The sequence below is a fragment of the Streptomyces sp. NPDC004051 genome, assembly GCF_053604275.1.
The window spans coordinates 267516-288136 of sequence record NZ_JBSGHG010000001.1; the positions used below are offsets into that span (position 1 = coordinate 267516).

At 73.2% G+C, this 20621-nt stretch carries 25 protein-coding genes; 6 read left to right on the forward strand and 19 right to left on the reverse strand.

From position 1 onward, the window contains the following. Positions 1–122: 122 nt before the first annotated feature. The 9 genes from trpA to hisI form a co-directional block, all read right to left on the reverse strand. Positions 123–941, reverse strand: coding sequence for a tryptophan synthase subunit alpha (gene trpA, locus ACWEQO_RS01240; protein ID WP_452977570.1), 819 nt, complete (start codon positions 939–941; stop codon positions 123–125). Next, on the reverse strand, positions 938–2269 hold the full coding sequence (gene trpB, locus ACWEQO_RS01245) for a tryptophan synthase subunit beta (protein WP_452977573.1): 1332 nt from the start codon (positions 2267–2269) through the stop codon (positions 938–940). Before trpB ends, trpA begins: the two co-directional genes overlap by 4 nt. 59 nt (positions 2270–2328) lie before the next feature. Then, the gene (trpM, locus tag ACWEQO_RS01250) at positions 2329–2580 is read right to left on the reverse strand and encodes a tryptophan biosynthesis modulator TrpM (protein WP_361450661.1); all 252 of its coding nucleotides are present in this window, start codon (positions 2578–2580) and stop codon (positions 2329–2331) included. Between the two features lie 21 nt (positions 2581–2601). Further along, on the reverse strand, positions 2602–3411 hold the full coding sequence (gene trpC, locus ACWEQO_RS01255) for an indole-3-glycerol phosphate synthase TrpC (RefSeq protein ID WP_361450658.1): 810 nt from the start codon (positions 3409–3411) through the stop codon (positions 2602–2604). Positions 3412–3638: 227 nt separating this feature from the next. Next, the gene (locus ACWEQO_RS01260) at positions 3639–4100 is read right to left on the reverse strand and encodes a DUF2752 domain-containing protein (RefSeq protein WP_361450655.1); all 462 of its coding nucleotides are present in this window, start codon (positions 4098–4100) and stop codon (positions 3639–3641) included. Between the two features lie 78 nt (positions 4101–4178). Beyond that, positions 4179–4430 (reverse strand): HGxxPAAW family protein, encoded by a 252-nt coding sequence (locus tag ACWEQO_RS01265; RefSeq protein WP_361450652.1) that lies wholly within the window; start codon positions 4428–4430, stop codon positions 4179–4181. 140 nt (positions 4431–4570) lie between these two features. Beyond that, positions 4571–5227, reverse strand: coding sequence for a TIGR02234 family membrane protein (locus tag ACWEQO_RS01270; protein ID WP_452977578.1), 657 nt, complete (start codon positions 5225–5227; stop codon positions 4571–4573). A 63-nt stretch (positions 5228–5290) separates the two neighbouring features. Further along, entirely contained in the window at positions 5291–6799 is a 1509-nt protein-coding gene (locus ACWEQO_RS01275) for an anthranilate synthase component I (protein WP_452977581.1), read from the reverse strand. Between the two features lie 11 nt (positions 6800–6810). Beyond that, positions 6811–7218, reverse strand: a complete 408-nt coding sequence (hisI, locus tag ACWEQO_RS01280) for a phosphoribosyl-AMP cyclohydrolase (RefSeq protein WP_452977584.1) — start codon at positions 7216–7218, stop codon at positions 6811–6813. Between the two features lie 105 nt (positions 7219–7323). On the opposite strand from hisI, the gene ACWEQO_RS01285 reads away from it, so the two are divergent. Beyond that, positions 7324–7959 (forward strand): TIGR03085 family metal-binding protein, encoded by a 636-nt coding sequence (locus tag ACWEQO_RS01285; RefSeq protein ID WP_452977587.1) that lies wholly within the window; start codon positions 7324–7326, stop codon positions 7957–7959. 65 nt (positions 7960–8024) lie between these two features. After that, positions 8025–8423 (forward strand): VOC family protein, encoded by a 399-nt coding sequence (locus ACWEQO_RS01290; protein WP_361450637.1) that lies wholly within the window; start codon positions 8025–8027, stop codon positions 8421–8423. Positions 8424–8503: 80 nt separating this feature from the next. Here ACWEQO_RS01290 and hisF read toward each other — a convergent pair whose 3' ends face one another. From hisF to hisD, 8 genes are read right to left on the reverse strand one after another with little or no spacing between them, the layout of a single operon-like run. Further along, positions 8504–9289, reverse strand: a complete 786-nt coding sequence (hisF, locus tag ACWEQO_RS01295) for an imidazole glycerol phosphate synthase subunit HisF (RefSeq protein WP_361450634.1) — start codon at positions 9287–9289, stop codon at positions 8504–8506. Further along, positions 9286–9717, reverse strand: a complete 432-nt coding sequence (locus ACWEQO_RS01300) for a Rid family hydrolase (protein WP_361450631.1) — start codon at positions 9715–9717, stop codon at positions 9286–9288. Before ACWEQO_RS01300 ends, hisF begins: the two co-directional genes overlap by 4 nt. 16 nt (positions 9718–9733) lie before the next feature. Beyond that, entirely contained in the window at positions 9734–10456 is a 723-nt protein-coding gene (gene priA / locus ACWEQO_RS01305; RefSeq protein ID WP_361450628.1) for a bifunctional 1-(5-phosphoribosyl)-5-((5-phosphoribosylamino)methylideneamino)imidazole-4-carboxamide isomerase/phosphoribosylanthranilate isomerase PriA, read from the reverse strand. Between the two features lie 4 nt (positions 10457–10460). Then, positions 10461–11102, reverse strand: coding sequence for an imidazole glycerol phosphate synthase subunit HisH (hisH, locus tag ACWEQO_RS01310; protein WP_452977592.1), 642 nt, complete (start codon positions 11100–11102; stop codon positions 10461–10463). Positions 11103–11104: 2 nt separating this feature from the next. Beyond that, positions 11105–11263, reverse strand: a complete 159-nt coding sequence (locus ACWEQO_RS01315) for a hypothetical protein (RefSeq protein ID WP_361450622.1) — start codon at positions 11261–11263, stop codon at positions 11105–11107. A 2-nt stretch (positions 11264–11265) separates the two neighbouring features. Further along, entirely contained in the window at positions 11266–11859 is a 594-nt protein-coding gene (gene hisB, locus ACWEQO_RS01320; protein ID WP_109380568.1) for an imidazoleglycerol-phosphate dehydratase HisB, read from the reverse strand. Beyond that, on the reverse strand, positions 11856–13004 hold the full coding sequence (locus ACWEQO_RS01325) for a histidinol-phosphate transaminase (protein WP_361450619.1): 1149 nt from the start codon (positions 13002–13004) through the stop codon (positions 11856–11858). Before ACWEQO_RS01325 ends, hisB begins: the two co-directional genes overlap by 4 nt. Then, entirely contained in the window at positions 13001–14326 is a 1326-nt protein-coding gene (hisD, locus tag ACWEQO_RS01330; RefSeq protein WP_452977597.1) for a histidinol dehydrogenase, read from the reverse strand. Before hisD ends, ACWEQO_RS01325 begins: the two co-directional genes overlap by 4 nt. A 280-nt stretch (positions 14327–14606) precedes the next feature. On the opposite strand from hisD, the gene ACWEQO_RS01335 reads away from it, so the two are divergent. From ACWEQO_RS01335 to ybaK, 4 genes are all read left to right on the forward strand, one after another. Beyond that, positions 14607–16184 (forward strand): oxidoreductase, encoded by a 1578-nt coding sequence (locus ACWEQO_RS01335; RefSeq protein WP_361450613.1) that lies wholly within the window; start codon positions 14607–14609, stop codon positions 16182–16184. Positions 16185–16376: 192 nt separating this feature from the next. After that, positions 16377–17450: a hypothetical protein gene (locus tag ACWEQO_RS01340; protein ID WP_452977600.1), complete on the forward strand. Its 1074-nt coding sequence runs from the start codon at positions 16377–16379 to the stop codon at positions 17448–17450. An 11-nt stretch (positions 17451–17461) separates the two neighbouring features. Further along, positions 17462–18202, forward strand: a complete 741-nt coding sequence (locus ACWEQO_RS01345) for an LON peptidase substrate-binding domain-containing protein (RefSeq protein WP_361450607.1) — start codon at positions 17462–17464, stop codon at positions 18200–18202. A 66-nt stretch (positions 18203–18268) separates the two neighbouring features. After that, entirely contained in the window at positions 18269–18769 is a 501-nt protein-coding gene (gene ybaK / locus ACWEQO_RS01350; RefSeq protein ID WP_361450604.1) for a Cys-tRNA(Pro) deacylase, read from the forward strand. Between the two features lie 155 nt (positions 18770–18924). Here ybaK and ACWEQO_RS01355 read toward each other — a convergent pair whose 3' ends face one another. Together ACWEQO_RS01355 and ACWEQO_RS01360 are read right to left on the reverse strand one after the other, a co-directional pair. Beyond that, positions 18925–19716 (reverse strand): AAA family ATPase, encoded by a 792-nt coding sequence (locus ACWEQO_RS01355; protein WP_361450601.1) that lies wholly within the window; start codon positions 19714–19716, stop codon positions 18925–18927. Between the two features lie 34 nt (positions 19717–19750). Continuing rightward, entirely contained in the window at positions 19751–20572 is an 822-nt protein-coding gene (locus tag ACWEQO_RS01360; protein WP_361450598.1) for an ABC transporter permease, read from the reverse strand. Positions 20573–20621: the final 49 nt, after the last annotated feature.

Sequence of the window (20621 nt, forward strand, 5' to 3'; positions counted from 1 at the left end):
CCGGGGAGGCGCACCGCGCCTCCCCGGTCCCAGGTCCACCCGTACGAGGGACCCGTATGACTATCTGCTGACGCCTCCCGGACGGTCGGCCACCCGTGGTGTCCGGCCCGGGGAGGGCGCGGTCATGCCTGTCCGCGTACGCCCTTGGCGAGTTCGCCGGCCAGCGCCCGCACCGCCTGGATCCCGGCGGCCGGGTCGGGGGCGTCCAGCATCCGCTTGACGAAGGCGGAGCCGACGATCACACCGTCGGCGAAGCGGGCGACCTCGGCGGCCTGGGCGGCGTCGGAGACGCCGATCCCGACGCACACCGGCAGGTCGGCACGGCTCGCCCGGGTGCGTGCCACGAGTTCCTCGGCCTGCGTGCCGACCGACTCGCGGGTGCCGGTGACCCCCATGAGGGACGCCGCGTAGACGAAGCCGCTGCCCGCCGCGGTGATCTCGGCGAGCCGCTCGTCCTTGCTGCTGGGCGCGACGACGAAGACGGTGGCGAGCCCGTGCTTGTCGGCGTGTTCCCGCCACAGCGCCGACTCCTGGACGGGCAGGTCGGGCAGGATGCACCCGGCGCCGCCCGCCTCGGCGAGTTCGGCGGCGAACCGCTCGACGCCGTAGCGGTCGACGGGGTTCCAGTACGTCATGACGAGGATCGGCTTCCCGGTGGCGCGGTGCGCCTCCCGGACCGTGCGCAGCGCGTCGGCGATCCGGACGCCGCCGCGCAGGGCGATGTCGTCGGCGGTCTGGATGACGGGCCCGTCGAGGACGGGGTCGCTGTGCGGCAGGCCCACCTCCACGACGTCGGCGCCGCCGTCGATGACGGCCTTGACGGCGTCGATTCCGCCGTCGACGGTCGGGAACCCGGCCGGGAGGTAGGCGATGAGGGCGGCCCGGCCCTCGGACCTGGCCGCGGCGAGGGTGTCGCTCAGCAGCTGTACGTTCCCGCTCACTTGGCGTCCCTCTCGATCTCGGCGGCGTCGGTGTCCGCGTCGGCGGCGACGGTCCTGTCCGTGGTGGCGGTGCCGGTGGCGGCGGCCGCGGGGCCGGCGGGGTCGGTGTCGTACAGCCCGAAGTAGCGGGCGGCGGTGTCCATGTCCTTGTCGCCCCGGCCGGACAGGTTGACCACGATCAGCCCGTCCCGGCCGAGCTCCCTGCCGACCTCCAGGGCGCCGGCCAGCGCGTGGGCGCTCTCGATGGCCGGGATGATGCCCTCGGTGCGCGACAGCAGCAGCAGCGCCTGCATGGCGGCGTCGTCGGTGACCGCGCGGTACTCGCCGCGGCCGGAGTCCTTGAGGTAGGCGTGCTCGGGTCCGATGCCCGGGTAGTCGAGCCCGGCCGAGATGGAGTACGGCTCGGTGATCTGGCCCTCGTCGTCCTGGAGGACGTAGGAACGCGAGCCGTGCAGGATGCCGGGTTCGCCCGCGGTGAGGGTGGCCGCGTGCTCGCCGCTCTCGATGCCGTGGCCCGCGGGTTCGCAGCCGATCAGCCGCACCGAGGCGTCCGGGATGAAGGCGTGGAAGAGCCCGATGGCGTTGGAGCCGCCGCCGACGCAGGCGACGGCGGCGTCGGGCAGCCGTCCGGCGCGCTCCATGAGCTGACGGCGGGCCTCGACGCCGATGACGCGGTGGAAGTCGCGCACCAGGCCGGGGAAGGGGTGGGGTCCGGCGACGGTGCCGAAGAGGTAGTGCGTGGTGTCGACGTTGGCGACCCAGTCGCGGAACGCCTCGTTGATGGCGTCCTTGAGGGTGCGGCTGCCGGACTTCACGGCGATGACCTCGGCGCCGAGCATGCGCATCCGGGCCACGTTGAGGGCCTGGCGCCGGGTGTCGATCTCGCCCATGTAGACGGTGCAGTCGAGGCCGAACAGGGCGCAGGCGGTGGCGGTGGCGACGCCGTGCTGGCCGGCGCCGGTCTCGGCGATGACCCGGGTCTTGCCCATGCGCCGGGTGAGCAGCGCCTGGCCCAGCACGTTGTTGATCTTGTGGGAGCCTGTGTGGTTGAGGTCCTCGCGCTTGAGGAAGACCCGGGCGCCACCGGCGTGTTCGGCGAAGCGCGGCACCTCGGTGAGGGCGCTCGGGCGGCCGGTGTAGTTCATCAGCAGGTCGTCGAGTTCGCGGGCGAACTCGGGGTCGGCCTTGGCCTTGTCGTACTCGACGGCGACCTCGTCCACGGCGGCGACGAGCGCCTCCGGGATGAACTTGCCGCCGAACGCCCCGAAGTAGCCTTCGGGGCTCGGGGTCCGACCCTCGGGATCGGGGATGAAGAACTGGCTGGACATGCGGAAACCTCACGGTGAGCGTTGTTCTCGGTCACTGATCGCCGTGGGGGGCGGGGGTGTCAGGCCACTGCGGGCCGCGGGCGGCTCGGCGCGTCCGCGCGCCGGAGCCGCCCGTGTTCGGGCACAGTCCCGCGCCCCTGGAAGGGGCGCTGCCATCGCATGCCGTTGACCTGACCCGGCTCGTCACCGATCACGTACCGGACCCGGCGCCCGTGGACCCGGCGCGCGGGCGCGCGGCAGCCGCGCGGGCGGCAGCCACGGGCGAGGCGCGCGTACGGGTCCCTGGCGCTCAGGGTGATCGGGAGGGGCATCGGGCCAAGCCTACCGGGGTGTCAGCCGCGGCCGTGCCGCAGTGCCGGGTGCTCGCCCGCCGCCACCAGGTCGGCGACCGCCGTCTTCGGGTCGCGGCCGGTGACCAGGGACTCGCCGACCAGGACGGCGTCGGCGCCGGCGTTGGCGTAGGCGATCAGGTCGTGCGGGCCTCGGACGCCGGACTCGGCGACCTTGACGAGGTGGTCCGGGAGCTCGGGGGCGATCCGCTCGAAGGTGCCGCGGTCGACCTCGAGGGTCTTGAGGTTGCGCGCGTTGATGCCGATGACCTTGGCGCCCGCGTCGATCGCGCGCTCGGCCTCCTCCTCGTCGTGCGCCTCGACGAGCGGGGTGAGCCCGATGGACTCGGCGCGCTCGATCAGCGACTCCAGGGCCGGCTGGTCGAGGGCGGCGACGATGAGCAGCGCGAGGTCGGCGCCGTGCGCCCGCGCCTCCCAGAGCTGGTACGAGGTGACGATGAAGTCCTTGCGCAGGACGGGGACGTCCACGCGGGCGCGGACCGCCTCCAGGTCGGCCAGCGATCCGCCGAAGCGGCGCTGTTCGGTGAGGACGGAGATCACGGCCGCGCCGCCCGCCTCGTAGTCGGCGGCGAGTCCTGCCGGGTCGGCGATCGCGGCGAGCGCGCCCTTGGACGGGCTGGAGCGCTTGACCTCGCAGATCACCTTGACGCCCTCGCCCCGCAGGGCGGCCGCGCCGTCCTTGGCCGCGGGGGCCTTGGCCACGCGCTCCTTGAGCTCGTCGAGGCTCACCCGCGCCTGCCGCTCCGCGAGGTCGGCACGGACTCCGTCGATGATCTCGTCGAGCACACTCACGCGAGAGGCCCCCTTCCAGACGGTCCGTCTTCAGTGCGTTCGTTTCCGTCCCGGGGCGTCCCCGCCCTCATGGTCGGGTCGCCGGACGAAACCGGTGGTCATTGCGATGGTATCCGTAATGGGGCGTACCCCTCGCATCCGGTGGATGCCGGTCCCTCCCCCGCCCTCGAACCAGCTTCGCACAGCTCGGGCGGGAGGTGCCCCCATGCTGGACGTCCAGCAGCTGATCAGGGGTGCAGCCAGCTGCCGAACGGCAGGTTCCGGACCACCGTGAAGACCAGCACCAGCGCTCCCAGGGACCACAGGAGTGCGGATGGGGGGTCGATGCGCAGGGGCTTGCCGCGCACCGCGCGGGCCACCCACACGGTCCAGAGCACGGCCAGGGCCGCGTAGCCGAGGACGGCGGGCGCGTTGGCCTGGAGGGCCGTCAGGAGGTCGCCGTGGACGACGGCGTGGGCGCTGCGCAGCCCGCCGCAGCCGGGGCAGTACAGGCCGGTGAAGCGCAGCAGCGGACAGACCGGGTAGTGGCCGGGCTGGTTGGGGTCCACCGCTCCGACGTAGGCGAAGGCTCCGGCGACGGCGGCGAGCGCTCCGGCGGGGAGGGCCAGGCGTGCGGCCCTGCCGCGGGGCGCGCGGGGCGTACCGGGTGTGCCGGGCGTGCGGGGGCTGACGGCGTTCACAGGGTGCATTGTGCCCCGCGCGCACGGGTCAGGGACGGTCGCGGCGCCCGTGTGCCGACCGCCCCTGTTCCGGAGTGCTCCTGGCGTTCAGCTCTCGGCGCGGACCGGCTCGCGGTCACCGCCGGTCTGGTTCAGGGGGTGGACGTGCTGCGGCTTGCCCATGCCCATCTTGCTCATGATTCCGCCGACGGCTCCGCCGAGCAGCGCGATGCCGATGCCCGCCCAGAAGCCGACCGGCGAGCTCACCACCATGAACAGGCTCGCGACGCAGAAACCGATGAAGGCGATGATGACACCGGTCCAGGCGGCCGGGGTGTGACCGTGGCTGCTGCCCGCCATTGCTTGCTCCTCGTTGCTGTGTACTTGTCTGAGCAGACGCTCGGACTCATTGTCCCGCACCCGCGCGCGCGCCGTCAGCGGGGGTGCTCCTCCGCACGGCGAACGTACCCTCCGGGACCTGAACCGGGCCGCGGCCCGGTTCAGGTCCCGGTCGGGTCCTCCCCGCGGTCGAGGGCCTTCCACAGGTCCTCGGGCCGGTCGGGATCGGCGGCGGCAGCGCGGCGCGGCCGGGGGGCGCCGCCGCGCTCGTAGCGGCCGGACATGCCGGGCCACAGCCTGCCGTAGCGCAGGGCGAGCACGCCGGCCAGCAGGAGCAGCAGGCCGCCCGCGGCCGCGACGTAGGGCCAGGCCGTGTGGCTGAGGGCCGCCACCGTGGCGGAGGTGTCGCCGGAGACCTCGGCGGCCTTGTCGTCGAGCGCGGAGCTGTCGGAGGCGCCGAGCAGGGCGGCCGTGACGATGCCCGCGCCGGAGAGGGCGAGCAGCGCGGCGACGGCGAGGCGGCCGGTCCGCCGGACGGCGAAGACGGCGACCAGTGCGGCCAGCCCCACCACGGCGAGGGCGGCGGGGACGCCGGTGACGTCACTGCCGTTGGCGGTCAGGGGAAAGTCCCCGCCGGCCACCGTGGCGGTGCCCCGGGACCACTGCTGCCGGGTGGCGAGCAGGGTCACGGCCGCGCCCAGGGCCCCGCCCAGCAGGGCGACGGCGAGACTGAGGCGGCCGGCGCGGGCGGGACCGGCGGCCTCGGACCGAGGGGAACGAGGGGAACGGGGGGGAGGTACAGCAGTCACGTACTCCACTATCGCGTGACCCGCGCGCGAGCCGTCACCCGGGGGCTCGCCCCGGGTCCGCCGCGCACCGTCTCACACGGTGCCCAGCCGGTTGGCCGTGTGCACGGCGCGCAGCACCGCGGCCGCCTTGTTGCGGCACTCGACGTCCTCCGCCACCGGGTCGGAGTCGGCGACGATTCCGGCACCCGCCTGGACGTACGCGGTGCCCCCGCGCAGCAGCGCGGTGCGGATCGCGATGGCGGTGTCGGAGTCGCCCGCGAAGTCCAGGTAGCCGACGCAGCCGCCGTACAGCCCGCGCCGGGACGGCTCGAGTTCGTCGATGATCTGCATGGCCCGGGGCTTGGGCGCACCGGAGAGGGTGCCGGCCGGGAAGCAGGCGGTGAGCACGTCGAAGGCGGAACGGCCGTCCGCGACCCGGCCGGTGACCGTCGAGACGATGTGCATGACGTGCGAGTACCGCTCGACGGACATGAAGTCGACGACCTCGACGGAGCCGGGCTCGCAGACCCGTCCGAGGTCGTTGCGGCCCAGGTCGACGAGCATGAGGTGCTCGGCGCGCTCCTTGGGGTCGGCGAGCAGTTCCTCCGCGAGGGCCTGGTCCTCCTGCGGGGTGGCGCCGCGGGGCCGGGTGCCGGCGATGGGGTGGACCATCGCCTGCCCGTCGTCGACCTTCACGAGTGCCTCGGGGGACGAGCCGACCACGTCGAAGGCCTCGCCGTCCCCGTGGGGGAAACGGAACAGGTACATGTAGGGCGAGGGGTTGGTGGCCCGCAGCACCCGGTAGACGTCCAGGGCACTGGCCGTGCACGGGGTCTCGAACCGCTGGGAGGGGACGACCTGGAAGGCCTCCCCCGCGCGGATGCGTTCCTTGATGTCCTCGACGGCCGCGCGGAAGTCGGGGCCGCCCCACAGCGCGGTGTGGTCGGGGAGTTCGGAGGGCGGGAGGACGGCCGGGGGCTGGGCCACCGCGCGGGTGAGGTCGGCCTCCATGGCGTCCAGGCGGGCCACGGCGTCGGCGTGGGCCTCGTCGACCCCGGTGTCCAGGTCGTTGTGGTTGATCGCGTTGGCGATCAGCCAGACGGAGCCCTCCCAGTGGTCCATGACGGCGAGGTCGCTGGTGAGCAGCATGGTCAGTTCGGGCAGCCGCAGGTCGTCCCGTTCGCCGGGGCCGATCTTCTCCAGCCTGCGCACGATGTCGTAGCCGAGGTAGCCGACCATGCCGCCGGTGAAGGGCGGCAGGCCGAGGTCGTGGGCGAGGTCGCGCGGGGTGTGCAGGGTTTCGAGCGTGGCGCGCAGCGCGCCGAGCGGGTCGCCCTCGGCCGGCACTCCGACGGGCGGGGTGCCCTCCCAGTGCGCCTGTCCGGCGCGTTCGGTGAGGGTGGCGGCGCTGCGGACGCCGATGAAGGAGTACCGGGACCAGGACCTGCCGTTCTCCGCGGACTCGAGCAGGAAGGTGCCGGGGCGCTCGGCGGCGAGCTTGCGGTAGAGGCCGACGGGGGTGTCGCCGTCGGCGAGGAGCTTGCGGGTGACCGGGATGACCCGGCGGTCGGCGGCGAGCTTGCGGAACGTCTCGAGGTCCATGCCGGCCGACCTTACTGATCCGGGACGGGCACGCCGGCACCGGCGTCGTCCGGGCGGGTGTCGGGGAGCAGCACGTCGGCGTCGAAGCAGGTGCGGGCGCCGGTGTGGCAGGCGGCGCCCACCTGGTCGACCCTGATCAGGAGGGTGTCGGCGTCGCAGTCCAGGGCGACGGACTTCACGTGCTGGACGTGTCCGGAGGTGTCGCCCTTGACCCAGTACTCCTGGCGGCTGCGCGACCAGTAGGTGCAGCGGCCGGTGGTCAGCGTGCGGTGCAGCGCCTCGTCGTCCATCCAGCCCAGCATCAGCACCTCCCGGGTGTCGTACTGCTGGGCGATGGCGGGCAGGAGGCCGTCGGGGCTGCGCTTGAGCCGTGCGGCGATCTGCGGGTCTAGGCGGCCGGGCCGGGACGTGCTGGTCATGGGGACCATTGTGCCGCGCGGGACGGGTGCGCCCGGGTTCCGTCCACCGACTGGAAAGGGGCGGGGCGGGTGGGCGGACCGGGCGGGTGACCGTAGGCTGACCACATGTCGACCCATGCCAAGCGTGAACGACTTCTCCTGGCCGATCTGCTGGAGACGGCGGGCCCGGAGGCCCCCACCCTCTGTGAGGGCTGGCGCGCCCGCGATCTCGCCGCGCACGTGGTGGTGCGCGAGCGCCGCCCCGACGCCGCCGGCGGCGTCCTGGTCAAGCAGCTGGCACCGCGTCTGGAGCGGGTGATGGCGGAGTTCACCGCCAAGCCGTACGAGGAGCTGATCCAGCTGATCCGTACCGGCCCGCCGCGCTTCTCGCCCTTCAGCCTCAAGCAGATCGACGAGTTGTCGAACATCGTGGAGTTCTACGTCCACACGGAGGACCTGCGCCGCGCCCAGCCCGACTGGACGCCGCGTGAGCTGGACCCGGTGTTCCAGGACGCCCTGTGGTCCCGGCTGGAGCGCAGCGCCCGGATGCTGGGTCGCGGCGCCCCCACGGGCCTGGTGCTGCGCCGTCCGGACGGACAGACCGCGGTGGCCCACCGCGGCACGCCCGTGGTCACGGTGACCGGCGAGCCCTCGGAGCTGGTGTTGTTCGCCTACGGGCGGCAGAGCGCCGCCGAGGTCGAGCTGGAGGGCGACGCGGACGCGATCGCGAAGCTGACCGAGTCCAAGCAGCTCGGGATCTGAAGCCTCGTTCCCTCCCGGGGATCCGACAGATCCGAGGCACCTGAGAGATCGGAAGAAGAAGTCCCATGATCAAGGTCGCCATGACCAGCGTGTATGTCGACGACGTCGCGAAGGCGCACACGTTCTACACCGATGTGCTCGGCTTCGAGACCCGTACCCGGACGGACCTGGGCGACGGCACGCTGTTCATCACGGTCGGGGCTCCCGAGGGCGCCCAGCGGGACCTGGAGCTGCTGCTGGAGCCCGGTCAGGGGCCCATCGCGGAGCCGTACCGCAGGGCGGTGCGTGAGGCGGGGCTGCCCGCCATGGTGTTCTCCGTGACGGACCTCCGCGCGGAGTACGAGCGGCTGCGCGGCGAGGGCGTGATCTTCGTGCGGGAGCCGCAGGAGCAGGGCCCGGTGATCACCGCCCTCCTGGACGACACGGTGGGCAACCTGATCCAGCTCTCCCAGCCCAAGGACTGAGCGCGGGCGGCGTACGCGCCGCCGGCCGGGCGGTGGCCCCGGCCGTCACACGACGGCCGGGGCCACCGCTGTGCGGGGCGTCACCGGACCGGGTGGCCCGCTTCCCGCAGGGTCTGCTTCACCTGGCCGATGCGCAGGTCGCCGAAGTGGAACACCGAGGCGGCGAGCACCGCGTCGGCGCCCGCGGCGACCGCGGGCGGGAAGTCGGCGAGCCGGCCGGCGCCGCCCGAGGCGATCACCGGGACGGTGACGTGCTTGCGGACGGCGGCGATCATCTCCAGGTCGTAGCCGTCCTTGGTGCCGTCCGCGTCCATGGAATTGAGCAGGATCTCGCCCGCGCCCAGCTCCGCGGCCCGGTGTGCCCACTCCACGGCGTCGATGCCGGTGCCCCGGCGGCCGCCGTGCGTGGTGACCTCGAAGGAGACGCCGGACCCACCCGGCTCACCGGACTCGGTGGACCCGGTGCGGCGGGCGTCGACCGACAGGACGAGGACCTGACGGCCGAAGCGTTCGGCGATCTCCCGGATGAGGTCCGGGCGGGCGATCGCCGCGGTGTTGACGCCGACCTTGTCGGCGCCCGCCCGCAGCAGCCTGTCCACGTCCTCGACGGTGCGGACGCCGCCGCCCACGGTCAGCGGGATGAACACCTGCTCGGCGGTGCGGCGCACCACGTCGTAGGTCGTCTCGCGGTTGCCCGACGAGGCGGTGATGTCCAGGAACGTCAGTTCGTCGGCGCCCTCGGCGTCGTACACCTTGGCCATCTCGACGGGGTCGCCCGCGTCGCGCAGGTTCTGGAAGTTGACGCCCTTGACGACCCGGCCGCCGTCCACGTCCAGGCAGGGGATGACTCGGACCGCCAGGGTCATGAACCGTGCTCCTCTATGTCCGCCGAGTGCCTCTGATGTCCTCGGAACGCTTCCACTTCGACCGACACCAGTACGCGCGAGTCCATGAAGCCCTCCACCACCAGGAGGCTGGTCACCGGGCGCACCGGGTCGAACAGCTCTTTGTGGGCGCGGCCCACCGCGTCGATGTCCCGCGAGTGCGCGATGTGCACGCGCGTGCGGATCACGGAGTCGGCGCCGAGCCCGAACTCGGCGATCGCCTCCAGGGCGGTGCCGAAGGCGACCCTGGCCTGTTCGTACGGGTCGCCCTCCCCGTACAGCACGTCGCCCTTGAACGCGGTGGTGCCGCCCACCAGGACGCGGTCGCCCGCCGCGACGGCGCGTGCGCAGCCGAAGGAGTCCTCCCAGGGGCTCCCGCCCCGCACGCGCCGGACGGCTTCGGCCGTCATCGCACCGCGTCCTTCTTCACGAGGTGACCTCCAGGGCCTCTTCCAGGGTGAACGCCTTCGCGTACAGGGCCTTGCCCACGATGGCGCCCTCGACGCCGAGCGGGACGAGCTCGGCGATGGCCCGCAGGTCGTCCAGCGACGACACGCCGCCGGAGGCCACCACGGGGCGGTCGGTGGCGGCGCAGACGTTCTTCAGCAGCTCCAGGTTCGGGCCCTGGAGGGTGCCGTCCTTGGCGATGTCGGTGACGACGTACCGCGCGCAGCCCTCGTTGTCGAGGCGCTCCAGCGTCTCGTAGAGGTCGCCGCCGTCCCGGGTCCAGCCGCGGCCGCGGAGGGTGGTGCCGCGCACGTCGAGGCCGACGGCGATCTTGTCGCCGTGTTCGGCGATGACCTTGGCGACCCATTCGGGGGTCTCCAGGGCGGCGGTGCCGAGGTTCACGCGGGTGCAGCCGGTGGCCAGGGCGGCGGCCAGGGAGGCGTCGTCGCGGATGCCGCCGGACAGTTCCACCTTGATGTCCATGGCGCGGGCGACCTCGGCGACCAGCTCGCGGTTGTCGCCGGTGCCGAACGCGGCGTCCAGGTCGACCAGGTGCAGCCACTCGGCACCCGAGCGCTGCCAGGCGAGCGCGGCTTCCAGGGGGGATCCGTAGGAGGTCTCGGTGCCGGACTCGCCGTGCACGAGGCGGACGGCCTGGCCGTCACGGACGTCGACGGCGGGGAGGAGTTCGAGCTTGGCCATGTCGCTACAGGGTTCCGATCCAGTTGGTGAGGAGCTGGGCGCCGGCGTCGCCGGATTTCTCGGGGTGGAACTGCGTCGCCCACAGGGCGCCGTTCTCCACCGCGGCGACGAACGGCTCGCCGTGCGTGGACCAGGTGACCGTCGGCGCCCGCATCACCGGGTTCTCCGCCGGAAGGGTCCAGTCGTGGACGGCGTAGGAGTGCACGAAGTAGAAGCGGGCGTCCGTGTCCAGGCCGGCGAACAGCTCGGAGCCGGCCGGCACGTCCACGGTGTTCCAGCCCATGTGGGGCACGACGTCGGCCCTCAGCGGCTCGACCGAGCCGGGCCACTCGTCCATGCCCTCGGTCTCGACGCCGTGCTCGATGCCCCGGGCGAACAGGATCTGCATGCCGACGCAGATGCCCATGACGGGCCGGCCGCCGGACAGCCGGCGGTCGATGATCCAGTCGCCTCTGGCCTCCCGCAGGCCCTTCATGCAGGCGGCGAAGGCGCCGACGCCGGGGACGAGCAGGCCGTCGGCGTTCATCGCCGTGTCGAAGTCGCGGGTGATCTCCACCTCGGCGCCCGCGCGTGCGAGGGCGCGTTCGGCGGAGCGGATGTTGCCGAAGCCGTAGTCGAAGACCACGACCCGCTTGGTGGCGCTCACGGTCACACCTCCAGCCTGAGGACACCGGCGGCCAGACACATCGCGGCGCCGATCGCGAGCACCACGACGAGACTCCTGGGCATCTTCTGTTTGATGAACGAGACGACCCCGCCGACGAAGAACAGGCCGACGACGATCAGGGCGGTGGACACGCCGTTCATGCCTACAGGGCGCCCTTCGTGGAGGGCAGGATGCCCGCCGCGCGGGGGTCGCGCTCGGAGGCGTACCGCAGGGCCCGGGCCAGTGCCTTGAACTGGCACTCCACGATGTGGTGCGCGTTGCGCCCGTACGGCACGTGCACGTGCAGGGCGACCTGGGCCTGGGCGACGAAGGACTCCAGGATGTGCCGGGTCATCGTGGTGTCGTACTCGCCGATCATCGGCGCCATCTTCTCGGGCTCGGTGTGCACGAGGTAGGGGCGGCCGGACAGGTCGACGGTGACCTGGGCGAGGGACTCGTCCAGGGGGACCGTGCAGTTGCCGAAGCGGTAGATGCCCGTCTTGTCGCCGAGCGCCTGCTTGAAGGCGGCGCCGAGGGCGAGGGCGGTGTCCTCGATGGTGTGGTGGGAGTCGATGTGCAGGTCGCCCTCGGTCTTCACGGTCAGGTCGAACAGACCGTGCCGGCCGATCTGGTCGAGCATGTGGTCGTAGAAGCCGACCCCGGTGGAGATCTCCGTCTTTCCGGTGCCGTCGAGGTCGATCTCGACGAGGACCGACGTCTCCTTCGTCGTCCGCTGCACGCGTCCTACGCGGCTCATTCGCTCTGCTCCTTAGGGGGTGTGGGGGTGGCCCCCACGTAACTGACCAGTTCACGGACCGCGTCGAGGAACGCGTCGTTCTCGGCCGGGGTGCCCGCGGTGACCCGCAGCCGTCCCGGTACGCCGTTGTCCCGGACCAGGACGCCCCGGTCGAGGATCTTCTGCCAGACCACGTGGGCGTCCGCGAACGTGCCGAACTGGACGAAGTTCGCGTCGGACGCGGTCACGTCGTAGCCGAGGCCGCGCAGTTCGGTGACCAGCCGGTCCCGCTCCCGCTTCAGCTGCTCGACGTACTTCAGCAGCGTGTCGGTGTGCTCCAGGGCGGCCAGCGCGGTCGCCTGGGTGATCGCCGAGAGGTGGTAGGGCAGCCGGACGAGCTGCACGGCGTCCACGACCGCCGGGTGCGCGGCGAGGTAGCCGAGGCGCAGGCCGGCCGCGCCGAACGCCTTCGACATGGTGCGGGAGACGACGAGGTTCGGGCGTCCCTCGAGCAGCGGCAGCAGCGAGTCGCCGTGGCTGAACTCGACGTACGCCTCGTCCACGACCAGTATCGACGGCTTGGCCGCCTGGGCGGCCTCGTACAGCGCGAGGACCGTCTCGGCCGGGACCGCGTTGCCGGTGGGGTTGTTGGGGGTGGTGACGAAGACGACGTCCGGGCGGTGCTCGGCGATCGCCTTCTCGGCGGCGGGCACGTCGACGGTGAAGTCGTCGCCCCGGGGGCCGGAGATCCACTCGGTGCCGGTACCGCGCGCGATGAGTCCGTGCATCGAGTACGACGGCTCGAAGCCGATCGCCCTGCGGCCGGGCCCGCCGAAGGTCTGCAGCAGCTGCTGGATGACCTCGTTGGAGCCGTTGGCCGCCCAGACGTTGCGGACGTCGACGGGGTGCGAGCCGGTCTTCGTCAGGTACTCGGCCAGCCTGGTGCGCAGCTCGACCGCGTCCCGGTCGGGGTAGCGGTTGAGGTTCCGGGCGGCCTCGCGGACCCGCTCGGCGATCCGCTCGACGAGCGGTTCGGGCAGCGGATAGGGGTTCTCGTTGGTGTTCAGCCGTACGGGGACGTCCAGCTGGGGCGCGCCGTAGGGGGACTTGCCGCGCAGCTCGTCCCGTACGGGGAGGTCGTCGATGGTGACGTGTGTGTCGTTCACTTGCTCTCGGGCACCTTCCAGCCGAACCTCGCCTTGATCGCCGCGCCGTGCGCGGGCAGGTCCTCCGCCTCGGCCAGCGTCACCACGTGGTGCGCGACCTCGGCCAGCGCGTCCTCGGTGTAGTCGACGATGTGGATGCCGCGCAGGAAGGACTGGACGGACAGGCCCGAGGAGTGGCAGGCGCAGCCGCCGGTGGGCAGGACGTGGTTGGAGCCGGCCGCGTAGTCGCCGAGCGAGACCGGGGACCAGGGGCCGACGAAGATCGCGCCGGCGTTGCGCACCCGGTCGGCGAGCGCGGCGGCGTCGGCGGTCTGGATCTCCAGGTGCTCGGCGCCGTAGGCGTCGACCACGCGCAGGCCCTCGTCGAGGCCGTCGACCAGCACGATCGCGGACTGCCGGCCGGCGAGCGCCGGGACGATCCGGTCCTCGATGTGCTTGGTGGCCTTGACCTGCGGCTCCAGTTCCTCCTCCACCGCGTCCGCGAGGTCCGCGGAGTCGGTGACCAGGACGGCGGCGGCCAGCGGGTCGTGCTCGGCCTGGCTGATCAGGTCGGAGGCGATGTGCACCGGGTCGGCCGTCGCGTCGGCGAGGATCGCGATCTCGGTCGGGCCGGCCTCGGCGTCGATGCCGATCTTGCCGGTGAAGTAGCGCTTGGCGGCGGCGACCCAGATGTTGCCGGGGCCGGTGACCATGGGCGCGGGCGGGCAGGACTCGGTGCCATGGGCGAACATCGCGACGGCGGTGGCGCCGCCGGCCGCGTACACCTCGTCGACGCCGAGCAGCGCGCACGCGGCGAGGATCGTCGGGTGCGGCAGGCCGCCGAACTCCTTCTGAGCCGGCGAGGCCAGCGCGATCGACTCGACGCCGGCCTCCTGCGCCGGGACGACGTTCATGATCACGGAGGACGGGTAGACGGACCGGCCGCCGGGCGCGTACAGGCCCACGCGGTCGACGGGCACCCACTTCTCGGTGACCGTGCCGCCGGGGACGACCTGGGTGGTGCGGGTGGTGCGGCGCTGCGCCCGGTGGACGAGGCGGGCGCGGCGGATGGACTCCTCCAGGGCCGCGCGCACGGCCGGGTCGAGTTCCTCCAGCGCGCGCTCGAGGGCGGCGGCCGGGACCCGTACCCGGTCCAGCTTCACGCCGTCGAAGCGCTCGGCGAAGTCGATCAGCGCCGCGTCGCCCCGATGGTGCACGTCCTCGCAGATGGGCCGCACCTTCTCCAGGGCGGCCGCGACGTCGAAGTCGGCTCGGGGCAGCAGGTCGCGCAGGGCGGGGCCCTCGGGGAGGGCGTCGCCGCGCAGATCGATTCGAGAGATCACGGGGTCAATTCTCTCAGACCCGTGCTGAACGCCGTGCGAGCGTTCCAGTGGCTGATACAGGCCGCCCATCGTGACGCACTGTGCACACGAAGAAGAACCTTCTCACTTTCTGTGTTCGACGGGTCACCCAGTGGGCATGAACCGTCGTACGAAGAGACGAACTCGCAAGTATCCGAGGACGTTCCGAGGATGTTCCGAGGACGTTCCGAGGACGTTCCGAGGACGTTCCGAGGACGTTCCGAGGAAAGGTCCGGAGAAGGACCGGGAAGGGAGGAAAGGCGTGACCGAGGGCGCCGGGCCGCGCGCCGGGGAGCCGCCGGACGACCTGACCGCCGTGGAGGCGGGCATGTGGCAGGCCTTCCGCAACGGCAGCGTGTACGACCTGAGCAGCGGGGACACGGTCGTCGACGATCCGCACGGAGGGCACCCGTGGGGGCCCGAGCGGACCGTGCGGGCCCGCGTCGTGTGCTGGCTCCTGCTGGACGGGCCGCCCGCGCTGGCCGGCCGGGTCCCCTCGCTGAAGCTGGTCGGAGTGCGGATCAGCGGTGTGCTGGACCTGGCGGGCGGCACGGTGGCGCCGTACGTCGAGATGCGCGCCTGCCGCTTCGAGCGGGACGTGCTGCTGCCGGAGGCCCGGTTCACGACGATGCGGCTGGTGGACTGCTCGGTGCCGCGCCTGGAGGCGGCCCGGCTGCAGACGGAGGGCGATCTGCATCTGCCGCGCTGCCGGTTCCCGGGCGGCATACGGCTGACCGACGCCCAGATCGGTACGGATCTGCTGCTCAACCAGGCGGTCGTGCACCGCGACCGCAACGGCCGCTCGATCTCCGCGGACGGCATGACCGTGGGCCAGGACCTCCAGGCCGAGTTGCTGGAGTCACACGGCGAGCTGAGCCTGCGGACCGCGCAGATAGGCGTCTCGCTGAGTCTGCGCGGGGCCCTGCTGGACAACCCGTCCGCCCGGCTCGCGCTGAACGCGCCCCAGCTGACCGTCGAGCGGTCGCTGTATCTGACGCCCGCCGGGGTCGGTTCCCAGGCGAGGAGCGGGATGACACCGGCCCGCGGGACGCGGATACAGCGGTTCGAGTGCCGGGGCGGGGTACGGCTGGACGACGGGCGGTTCGGGGACGCGGTCGACTTCGAGCGGGCCCGGTTCACCCTGACCGACGACCAGGAGCTGTCGCTGCGTCGGGTGCAGACGCCGGAGCTGCGGTTCCTCGGGGAGCGTCCGGCCCGCGGGCGGGTGACGCTGTCGGGAGCGCGGGTGGTCAACCTGGTGGACCGGGCGGACAGCTGGCCGGGGCCCGGTCGGCTGCACATGGGCGGCTTCGTCTACGAGACCCTCGTGCCGCGCGGGCCGTTCTCGCTGGCGGAGCGGCTGGAGTGGGTGGCCGCGGCGAGCGCCGAGTACACCCCGGAGCCGTACGAGCGGCTGGCCGCGGTGCTGCGGGCGGGCGGTGAGGACGAGGACGCCCGCGAGGTGCTGCTCGCCAAGCAGCGCAGGCGCCGCGAGAGCCTGCCGGTGGCGGCCAAGCTGTGGGGTTACGCGCAGGACTGGACGGTCGCCTACGGCTACCGGCCGGGGCGGGCCGCGGTGTGGATGGCGGTGCTGTGGGCGGGTGGCTCACTGGCGTTCGCCTCCGCTCACCATCCGCCCGTCCAGGACGGCGAGCACCCGGTGTGGAATCCCGCCCTGTTCGTCCTGGACCTGCTGCTGCCGGTGATCGACCTGGGCCAGGTGGGGTTCTGGCAGCTGCACGGCGGCTGGCAGTGGCTCGCGGCGGCGTTCGTCCTGCTGGGCTGGATCCTCGCCACGACGGTGGCGGCGGGGGTCACCCGGGCCCTGCGCCGCTTCTGACCGCCTCCGATCACCTCGGGCTGATTTCGGCCACTTCTGTCCGGTCCCGTCCGGACCGGTTCCGAGAGCCCTCTCCACGGCCCCGGCAGCCCCGGAGATCCCGGGGCTTTTTACCCGGCCTTGACCAGTTGGCGTACAACTTTCCGCGACTTCCGCGAAGGGTCTGGCGCTGCTGTGACCTGCGGTCTTTCAATGGTCGACACCATGGCTCTGCTGCATACGTTCACCCGTGCGTCCCGGGTGCGAGGAAAGACGGGCACCACCTCGCCCATCGCCCCTGTGCTGCCCGCCGACGACGAGGTGCTCCTCGACGCGCCCGACGAGGAACTGGGTCCGGCACTGGTCGGGGCCGCCGCCGGCGATCCCGTGCCCGCCGCCGAACTGCTCGCCGCCACCCGGCACAGCGGGGCCTGGGAGCACCGCGACCGGAAGGTGCGGAAACTCGCGGCCTTCGCACGCTCGCGCCCCGGGTGGCTGGACACCTGGCGCGCCCTCGACCCGCACAACCCCGACGGGCTGCTCGTGGACGCCCAGCGGGCGGTGCACCGCGCCTGGGACTCGCCGGCCCGCGCCGAAGCGCTGCGCGAGGTGAGCCCGCTGATCACGGCCGCGGCCCGGGCCGACCACCGCGACCCCGTGCCGTGGCGGCTCGCCCTGGACCACGCCCGCGGCGCACGCGCCGGACACCGGTACTTCCAGGAACTGTGGGAGGCCGCGGTCCGCCGCGCCCCGCACCACTACGGCTGCCATGTGGCGGCCCTGCGCTACCTGGCGTCCTCCTGGCACGGCGCGCACCGCGAGTGCTTCGACTTCGCCGACCAGGCCGCGCAGGACGCGCCGGAGGGCTCGCTCACGCAGGCGCTGCCGCTGTGGGCGGCCTTCGGTTACCTCACCGACGGCTGCGGTCCCGAGGTGCCGCGCGCCCGGCTCGAAGCGGCGGCCGACCGCGCCGCGTCCCTGTCCGCCCGGCTTCCGGCGGCCCACCCCCGCTCGGCCGAGCTGCGCAACCTGCTGGTCTACGTCCTGCAGCGCCTGGAGCGGTGGCCGGACGCCCTGGAGCAGCTGCGCCTCACCGGCCCGTACGCCACCTCCTCGCCCTGGGACCGTGACACGGGCGATCCCCTCGGCCGGTTCCTGGAGGTGCGCCGGAGCGTGTACGCGGCGGTGGCCGCCGGTCCCGCCGCCGACCCCTCCGGAGCCTTCGCCCCGGGCTTCGGCCGTCCACGGAGTGAACGTGGCGGCCGGGTCCGCTTCGGCGACCATTAGGCTTTTGCGTCGTGACCACCGTCCGGCTCCCGCTCTTCCCCCTGAACTCGGTGCTGTTCCCGGGGCTCGTGCTTCCGCTCAACGTCTTCGAGGAGCGCTATCGCGCCATGATGCGCGAGCTTCTGAAGATCTCCGAGGACGAGCCGCGCCGGTTCGCCGTCGTGGCGATCCGCGACGGCCACGAGGTCGCCCCGAGCGCTCCCGGCATGCCCGATCCGACGTCCGTACCCGAGCGGGGCCCGGCGGCGGGCTTCGGACCGGACCCGCTGCGGGCCTTGCACAAGGTGGGCTGTGCGGCCGACGCGGCCACGATCCGGGAGCGGCCCGACGGCACCTTCGAGGTGCTGGCCACGGGGACGACCCGGATGCGCCTCCTGTCGGTCGACGCCTCCGGACCGTTCCTGACGGCCGAGCTGGAACCGCTGGCCGAGGAGCCCGGTGAGGAGGCGGGGGCGCTCGCGGAGGGGGTGCTGCGGGCGTTCCGCCAGTACCAGAAGCGGCTGGCCGGGGCGCGGGAGCGGTCGCTGACCACCGGCGCGGACCTGCCGGACGAGCCGGGGGTGGTGTCGTACCTGGTCGCCGCCGCGATGATGCTCGACACGCCGACCAAGCAGCGTCTGCTCCAGGCACCGGACACGGCGTCCCGGCTCCGCGACGAGCTGAGGCTCCTTCGCACGGAGACGGCCGTCATCCGCCACCTGCCGTCGTTGCCCGCGGCCGATCTGACCCGTGGACCGACGAACCTCAACTGAGGCGGCGGGACAGCGGAGACAGCGGCAGGGACAGTGGCAGCGACAACGGCAGGGGCAGGGGCGGGAATGGCCAGGAAGTCCAAGAAGCAGCAGCCGGGCGGAACGCCCGCGACGGTGGCGCTCACCGCGGCCGGGGTGCCGTTCACGGTCCACTCCTACGACCACGACCCGGCGCACCCGTCCTACGGCGAGGAGGCGGCCGAGGCGATGGGCGTCTCCCCGGACCGCGTCTTCAAGACGCTGGTGGCGGACGTCGACGGCGTGCTGACGGTGGCGGTGGTCCCGGTGGCGGGGCAGCTGGACCTGAAGGGCCTGGCGGCGGCGGTGGGCGGCAAGCGGGCCGCGATGGCCGACCCCGCCCTCGCGGAACGCACCACGGGCTACGTCCGCGGCGGCATCTCGCCCCTGGGCCAGCGCAAGAGGCTCCGGACGGTCCTGGACGACTCGGCCGGGCTGCACGAGACGATCTGTGTCTCGGCCGGCCGCCGCGGCCTGGAGGTCGAGCTCGCCCCGGGCGACCTGGCCGGGCTGACCGCGGCGGTACTCGCCCCGATCGGGCGTGCCTGAGCCCTCGACGGGCCCCGCTTCCTCGACTAATCAGAGGAGGCATGTCGAAGAGAACCCGCAAACGCAAGTGGCGCACCAGGAAAGGCCGCGCGAACCACGGCAGGCGCCCCGCCTGAACCGGGCCCCCGCGCACCCCGCCCCGCCCCACCGGGGGACTACGCTCCCGGTGCCCCGCCGTCCGGCCGCTGCGGTACGGAGAGGTCCGCCGGCGGGAAGGGGTCGGGGTCGCGGGGGCCGAAGAGCCCGGTCAGACCCAGGTGGACGACCAGTCCGGCGAACGGCCAGGCCAGCAGCGCCCCCTTGGCGCTCAGCTTCAGCGGCGCGTCGAAGGTCACTCCTTTGCCCACGTCCTTCGCCTGGGCGACGACGTCCTGCGCGGGCCCGAGCCACACCCCGAGCCGCCACGCCAGCAACGACCCGAGCAGCCCGCCGACCCCGAGCGCCACCACCAGCGGCACGCCCCCACGCCGCCGCACGAGGAACACGGCGAGCGCGCTCACCGCGCCGAACCCCAGGGCCAGCAGCGTGAACGTCCCGTCCACCCCGATGGCCTGCTCGCCCTCGGTGTCCTTGAGGTAGACGACCCAGTTGTCGCCCACGACGTCGCCCGTCAGCGGCACGCGCGGCGCCAGCCACCACCACAGCACGCCGAGCAGCACCCCGCCGAGCGCCACCGCCACCGCGGTCACGGCGGCCTCGCGCAGCTCCGTCCTCATCCCGGGGCCGTCCTGCCCGTACCAGCCGGGGCCGGGGTGGCCACCGTGTCCGGCGGACTCGGCGGGCCCGGAGGATTCGGCGGTCCCGGAGGATCCGGCGGTCCCGGTACGGTCGTGGCCGTCGGACCCGTCCGCGGACGTGGCGGCCGCCTGACCGGCGGACGGGGGCTGCCACCCGCCGTGCGAGGAGCGTTCATGCGGAGGCGGTGGTGGTGTCAGAGGTGCGCTCACCCTGACATCGTGCCAGGCCCCGTCGTGCGGCGCGTCACCGGACAGCGGCCCTGCGGTACGCCCAGGTCGCCACGGCCAGCGAGAGCACACCGACCACCCCGCACACGGCGAGGTCGCCCAGGACCAGGGCCCAGTCGGGACGCGGCGCGAAGGTCCGCGCGAGGGCCTCGACACCGTACGTCGACGGCAGCAGGTCCCGGACCAGGCGCACCGCCTCCGGCATCCGCTCCGCCGGCAGCACGCCCAGCAGCAGGGCCGCCGACATGCCCAGCTGGCCGAGGAGCGTGGCGAACTCGGCCCGCGGCGCGAGCAGCCCCAGCGCGGCCCCCAGCCCGGCGAGCGCGGCTCCCGAGAGGGGGATCACCGCGGCCAGCACCCATAGATGCGTCAGCGGCAGCCCGAAGAGCACACACCCGAAGGCCGCGGTCACCACGGTCCCCGGCACGGTGAACGAGGCATAGGCGCCGGCGGCCCCCAGCACCACCGCCGCCGGCGGGACGGGCAGGGTCGCGTAGTGGTCGAGGCCGCCGCCGGCCCGCAGCTGTCCGAAGTACTGCGCGAGCAGGTTGAGCGCGACGAAGGCGACGACCAGGACGGACGATCCGGCGACCACCGCCCGCGCCTCGCCGCCGCCGTCCACGACCCCGCGCATCAGGATCATGATCCCGACGGACTGGAAGGTCGCCACGAACAGCAGCGGGATCCGCGCCACCCGCGCCCGGGACAGCTGCGCCCGGTACACGGCCGCCAGCGCGGGCCACAGCCGCGCCCTCGGCCCGAGCACGGCCGGCTCCGGCGCGGCCTCCTCCGCGGCCAGGGCACCGCCCGGCAGGGCATCGGCGGGTACGACACTCACGTCGCGCTGCTCCCCTTCCCGTTCCGACGGAGATTCCGACAGAGGTCCC

Excerpts from the sequence above, each read along its gene's own strand:
- trpB (WP_452977573.1), bottom strand. The coding sequence starts at position 2,269 with ATGTCCAGCCAGTTCTTCATCCCCGATCCCGAGGGTCGGACCCCGAGC.
- trpM (WP_361450661.1), bottom strand. The coding sequence starts at position 2,580 with ATGCCCCTCCCGATCACCCTGAGCGCCAGGGACCCGTACGCGCGCCTC.
- ACWEQO_RS01260 (WP_361450655.1), bottom strand. The coding sequence starts at position 4,100 with ATGCACCCTGTGAACGCCGTCAGCCCCCGCACGCCCGGCACACCCGGT.
- ACWEQO_RS01265 (WP_361450652.1), bottom strand. The coding sequence starts at position 4,430 with ATGGCGGGCAGCAGCCACGGTCACACCCCGGCCGCCTGGACCGGTGTC.
- ACWEQO_RS01275 (WP_452977581.1), bottom strand. The coding sequence starts at position 6,799 with ATGGACCTCGAGACGTTCCGCAAGCTCGCCGCCGACCGCCGGGTCATC.
- hisI (WP_452977584.1), bottom strand. The coding sequence starts at position 7,218 with ATGACCAGCACGTCCCGGCCCGGCCGCCTAGACCCGCAGATCGCCGCA.
- ACWEQO_RS01285 (WP_452977587.1), top strand. The coding sequence starts at position 7,324 with ATGTCGACCCATGCCAAGCGTGAACGACTTCTCCTGGCCGATCTGCTG.
- ACWEQO_RS01290 (WP_361450637.1), top strand. The coding sequence starts at position 8,025 with ATGATCAAGGTCGCCATGACCAGCGTGTATGTCGACGACGTCGCGAAG.
- hisF (WP_361450634.1), bottom strand. The coding sequence starts at position 9,289 with ATGACCCTGGCGGTCCGAGTCATCCCCTGCCTGGACGTGGACGGCGGC.
- ACWEQO_RS01300 (WP_361450631.1), bottom strand. The coding sequence starts at position 9,717 with ATGACGGCCGAAGCCGTCCGGCGCGTGCGGGGCGGGAGCCCCTGGGAG.
- priA (WP_361450628.1), bottom strand. The coding sequence starts at position 10,456 with ATGGCCAAGCTCGAACTCCTCCCCGCCGTCGACGTCCGTGACGGCCAG.
- ACWEQO_RS01315 (WP_361450622.1), bottom strand. The coding sequence starts at position 11,263 with ATGAACGGCGTGTCCACCGCCCTGATCGTCGTCGGCCTGTTCTTCGTC.
- hisB (WP_109380568.1), bottom strand. The coding sequence starts at position 11,859 with ATGAGCCGCGTAGGACGCGTGCAGCGGACGACGAAGGAGACGTCGGTC.
- ACWEQO_RS01340 (WP_452977600.1), top strand. The coding sequence starts at position 16,377 with ATGGTCGACACCATGGCTCTGCTGCATACGTTCACCCGTGCGTCCCGG.
- ybaK (WP_361450604.1), top strand. The coding sequence starts at position 18,269 with ATGGCCAGGAAGTCCAAGAAGCAGCAGCCGGGCGGAACGCCCGCGACG.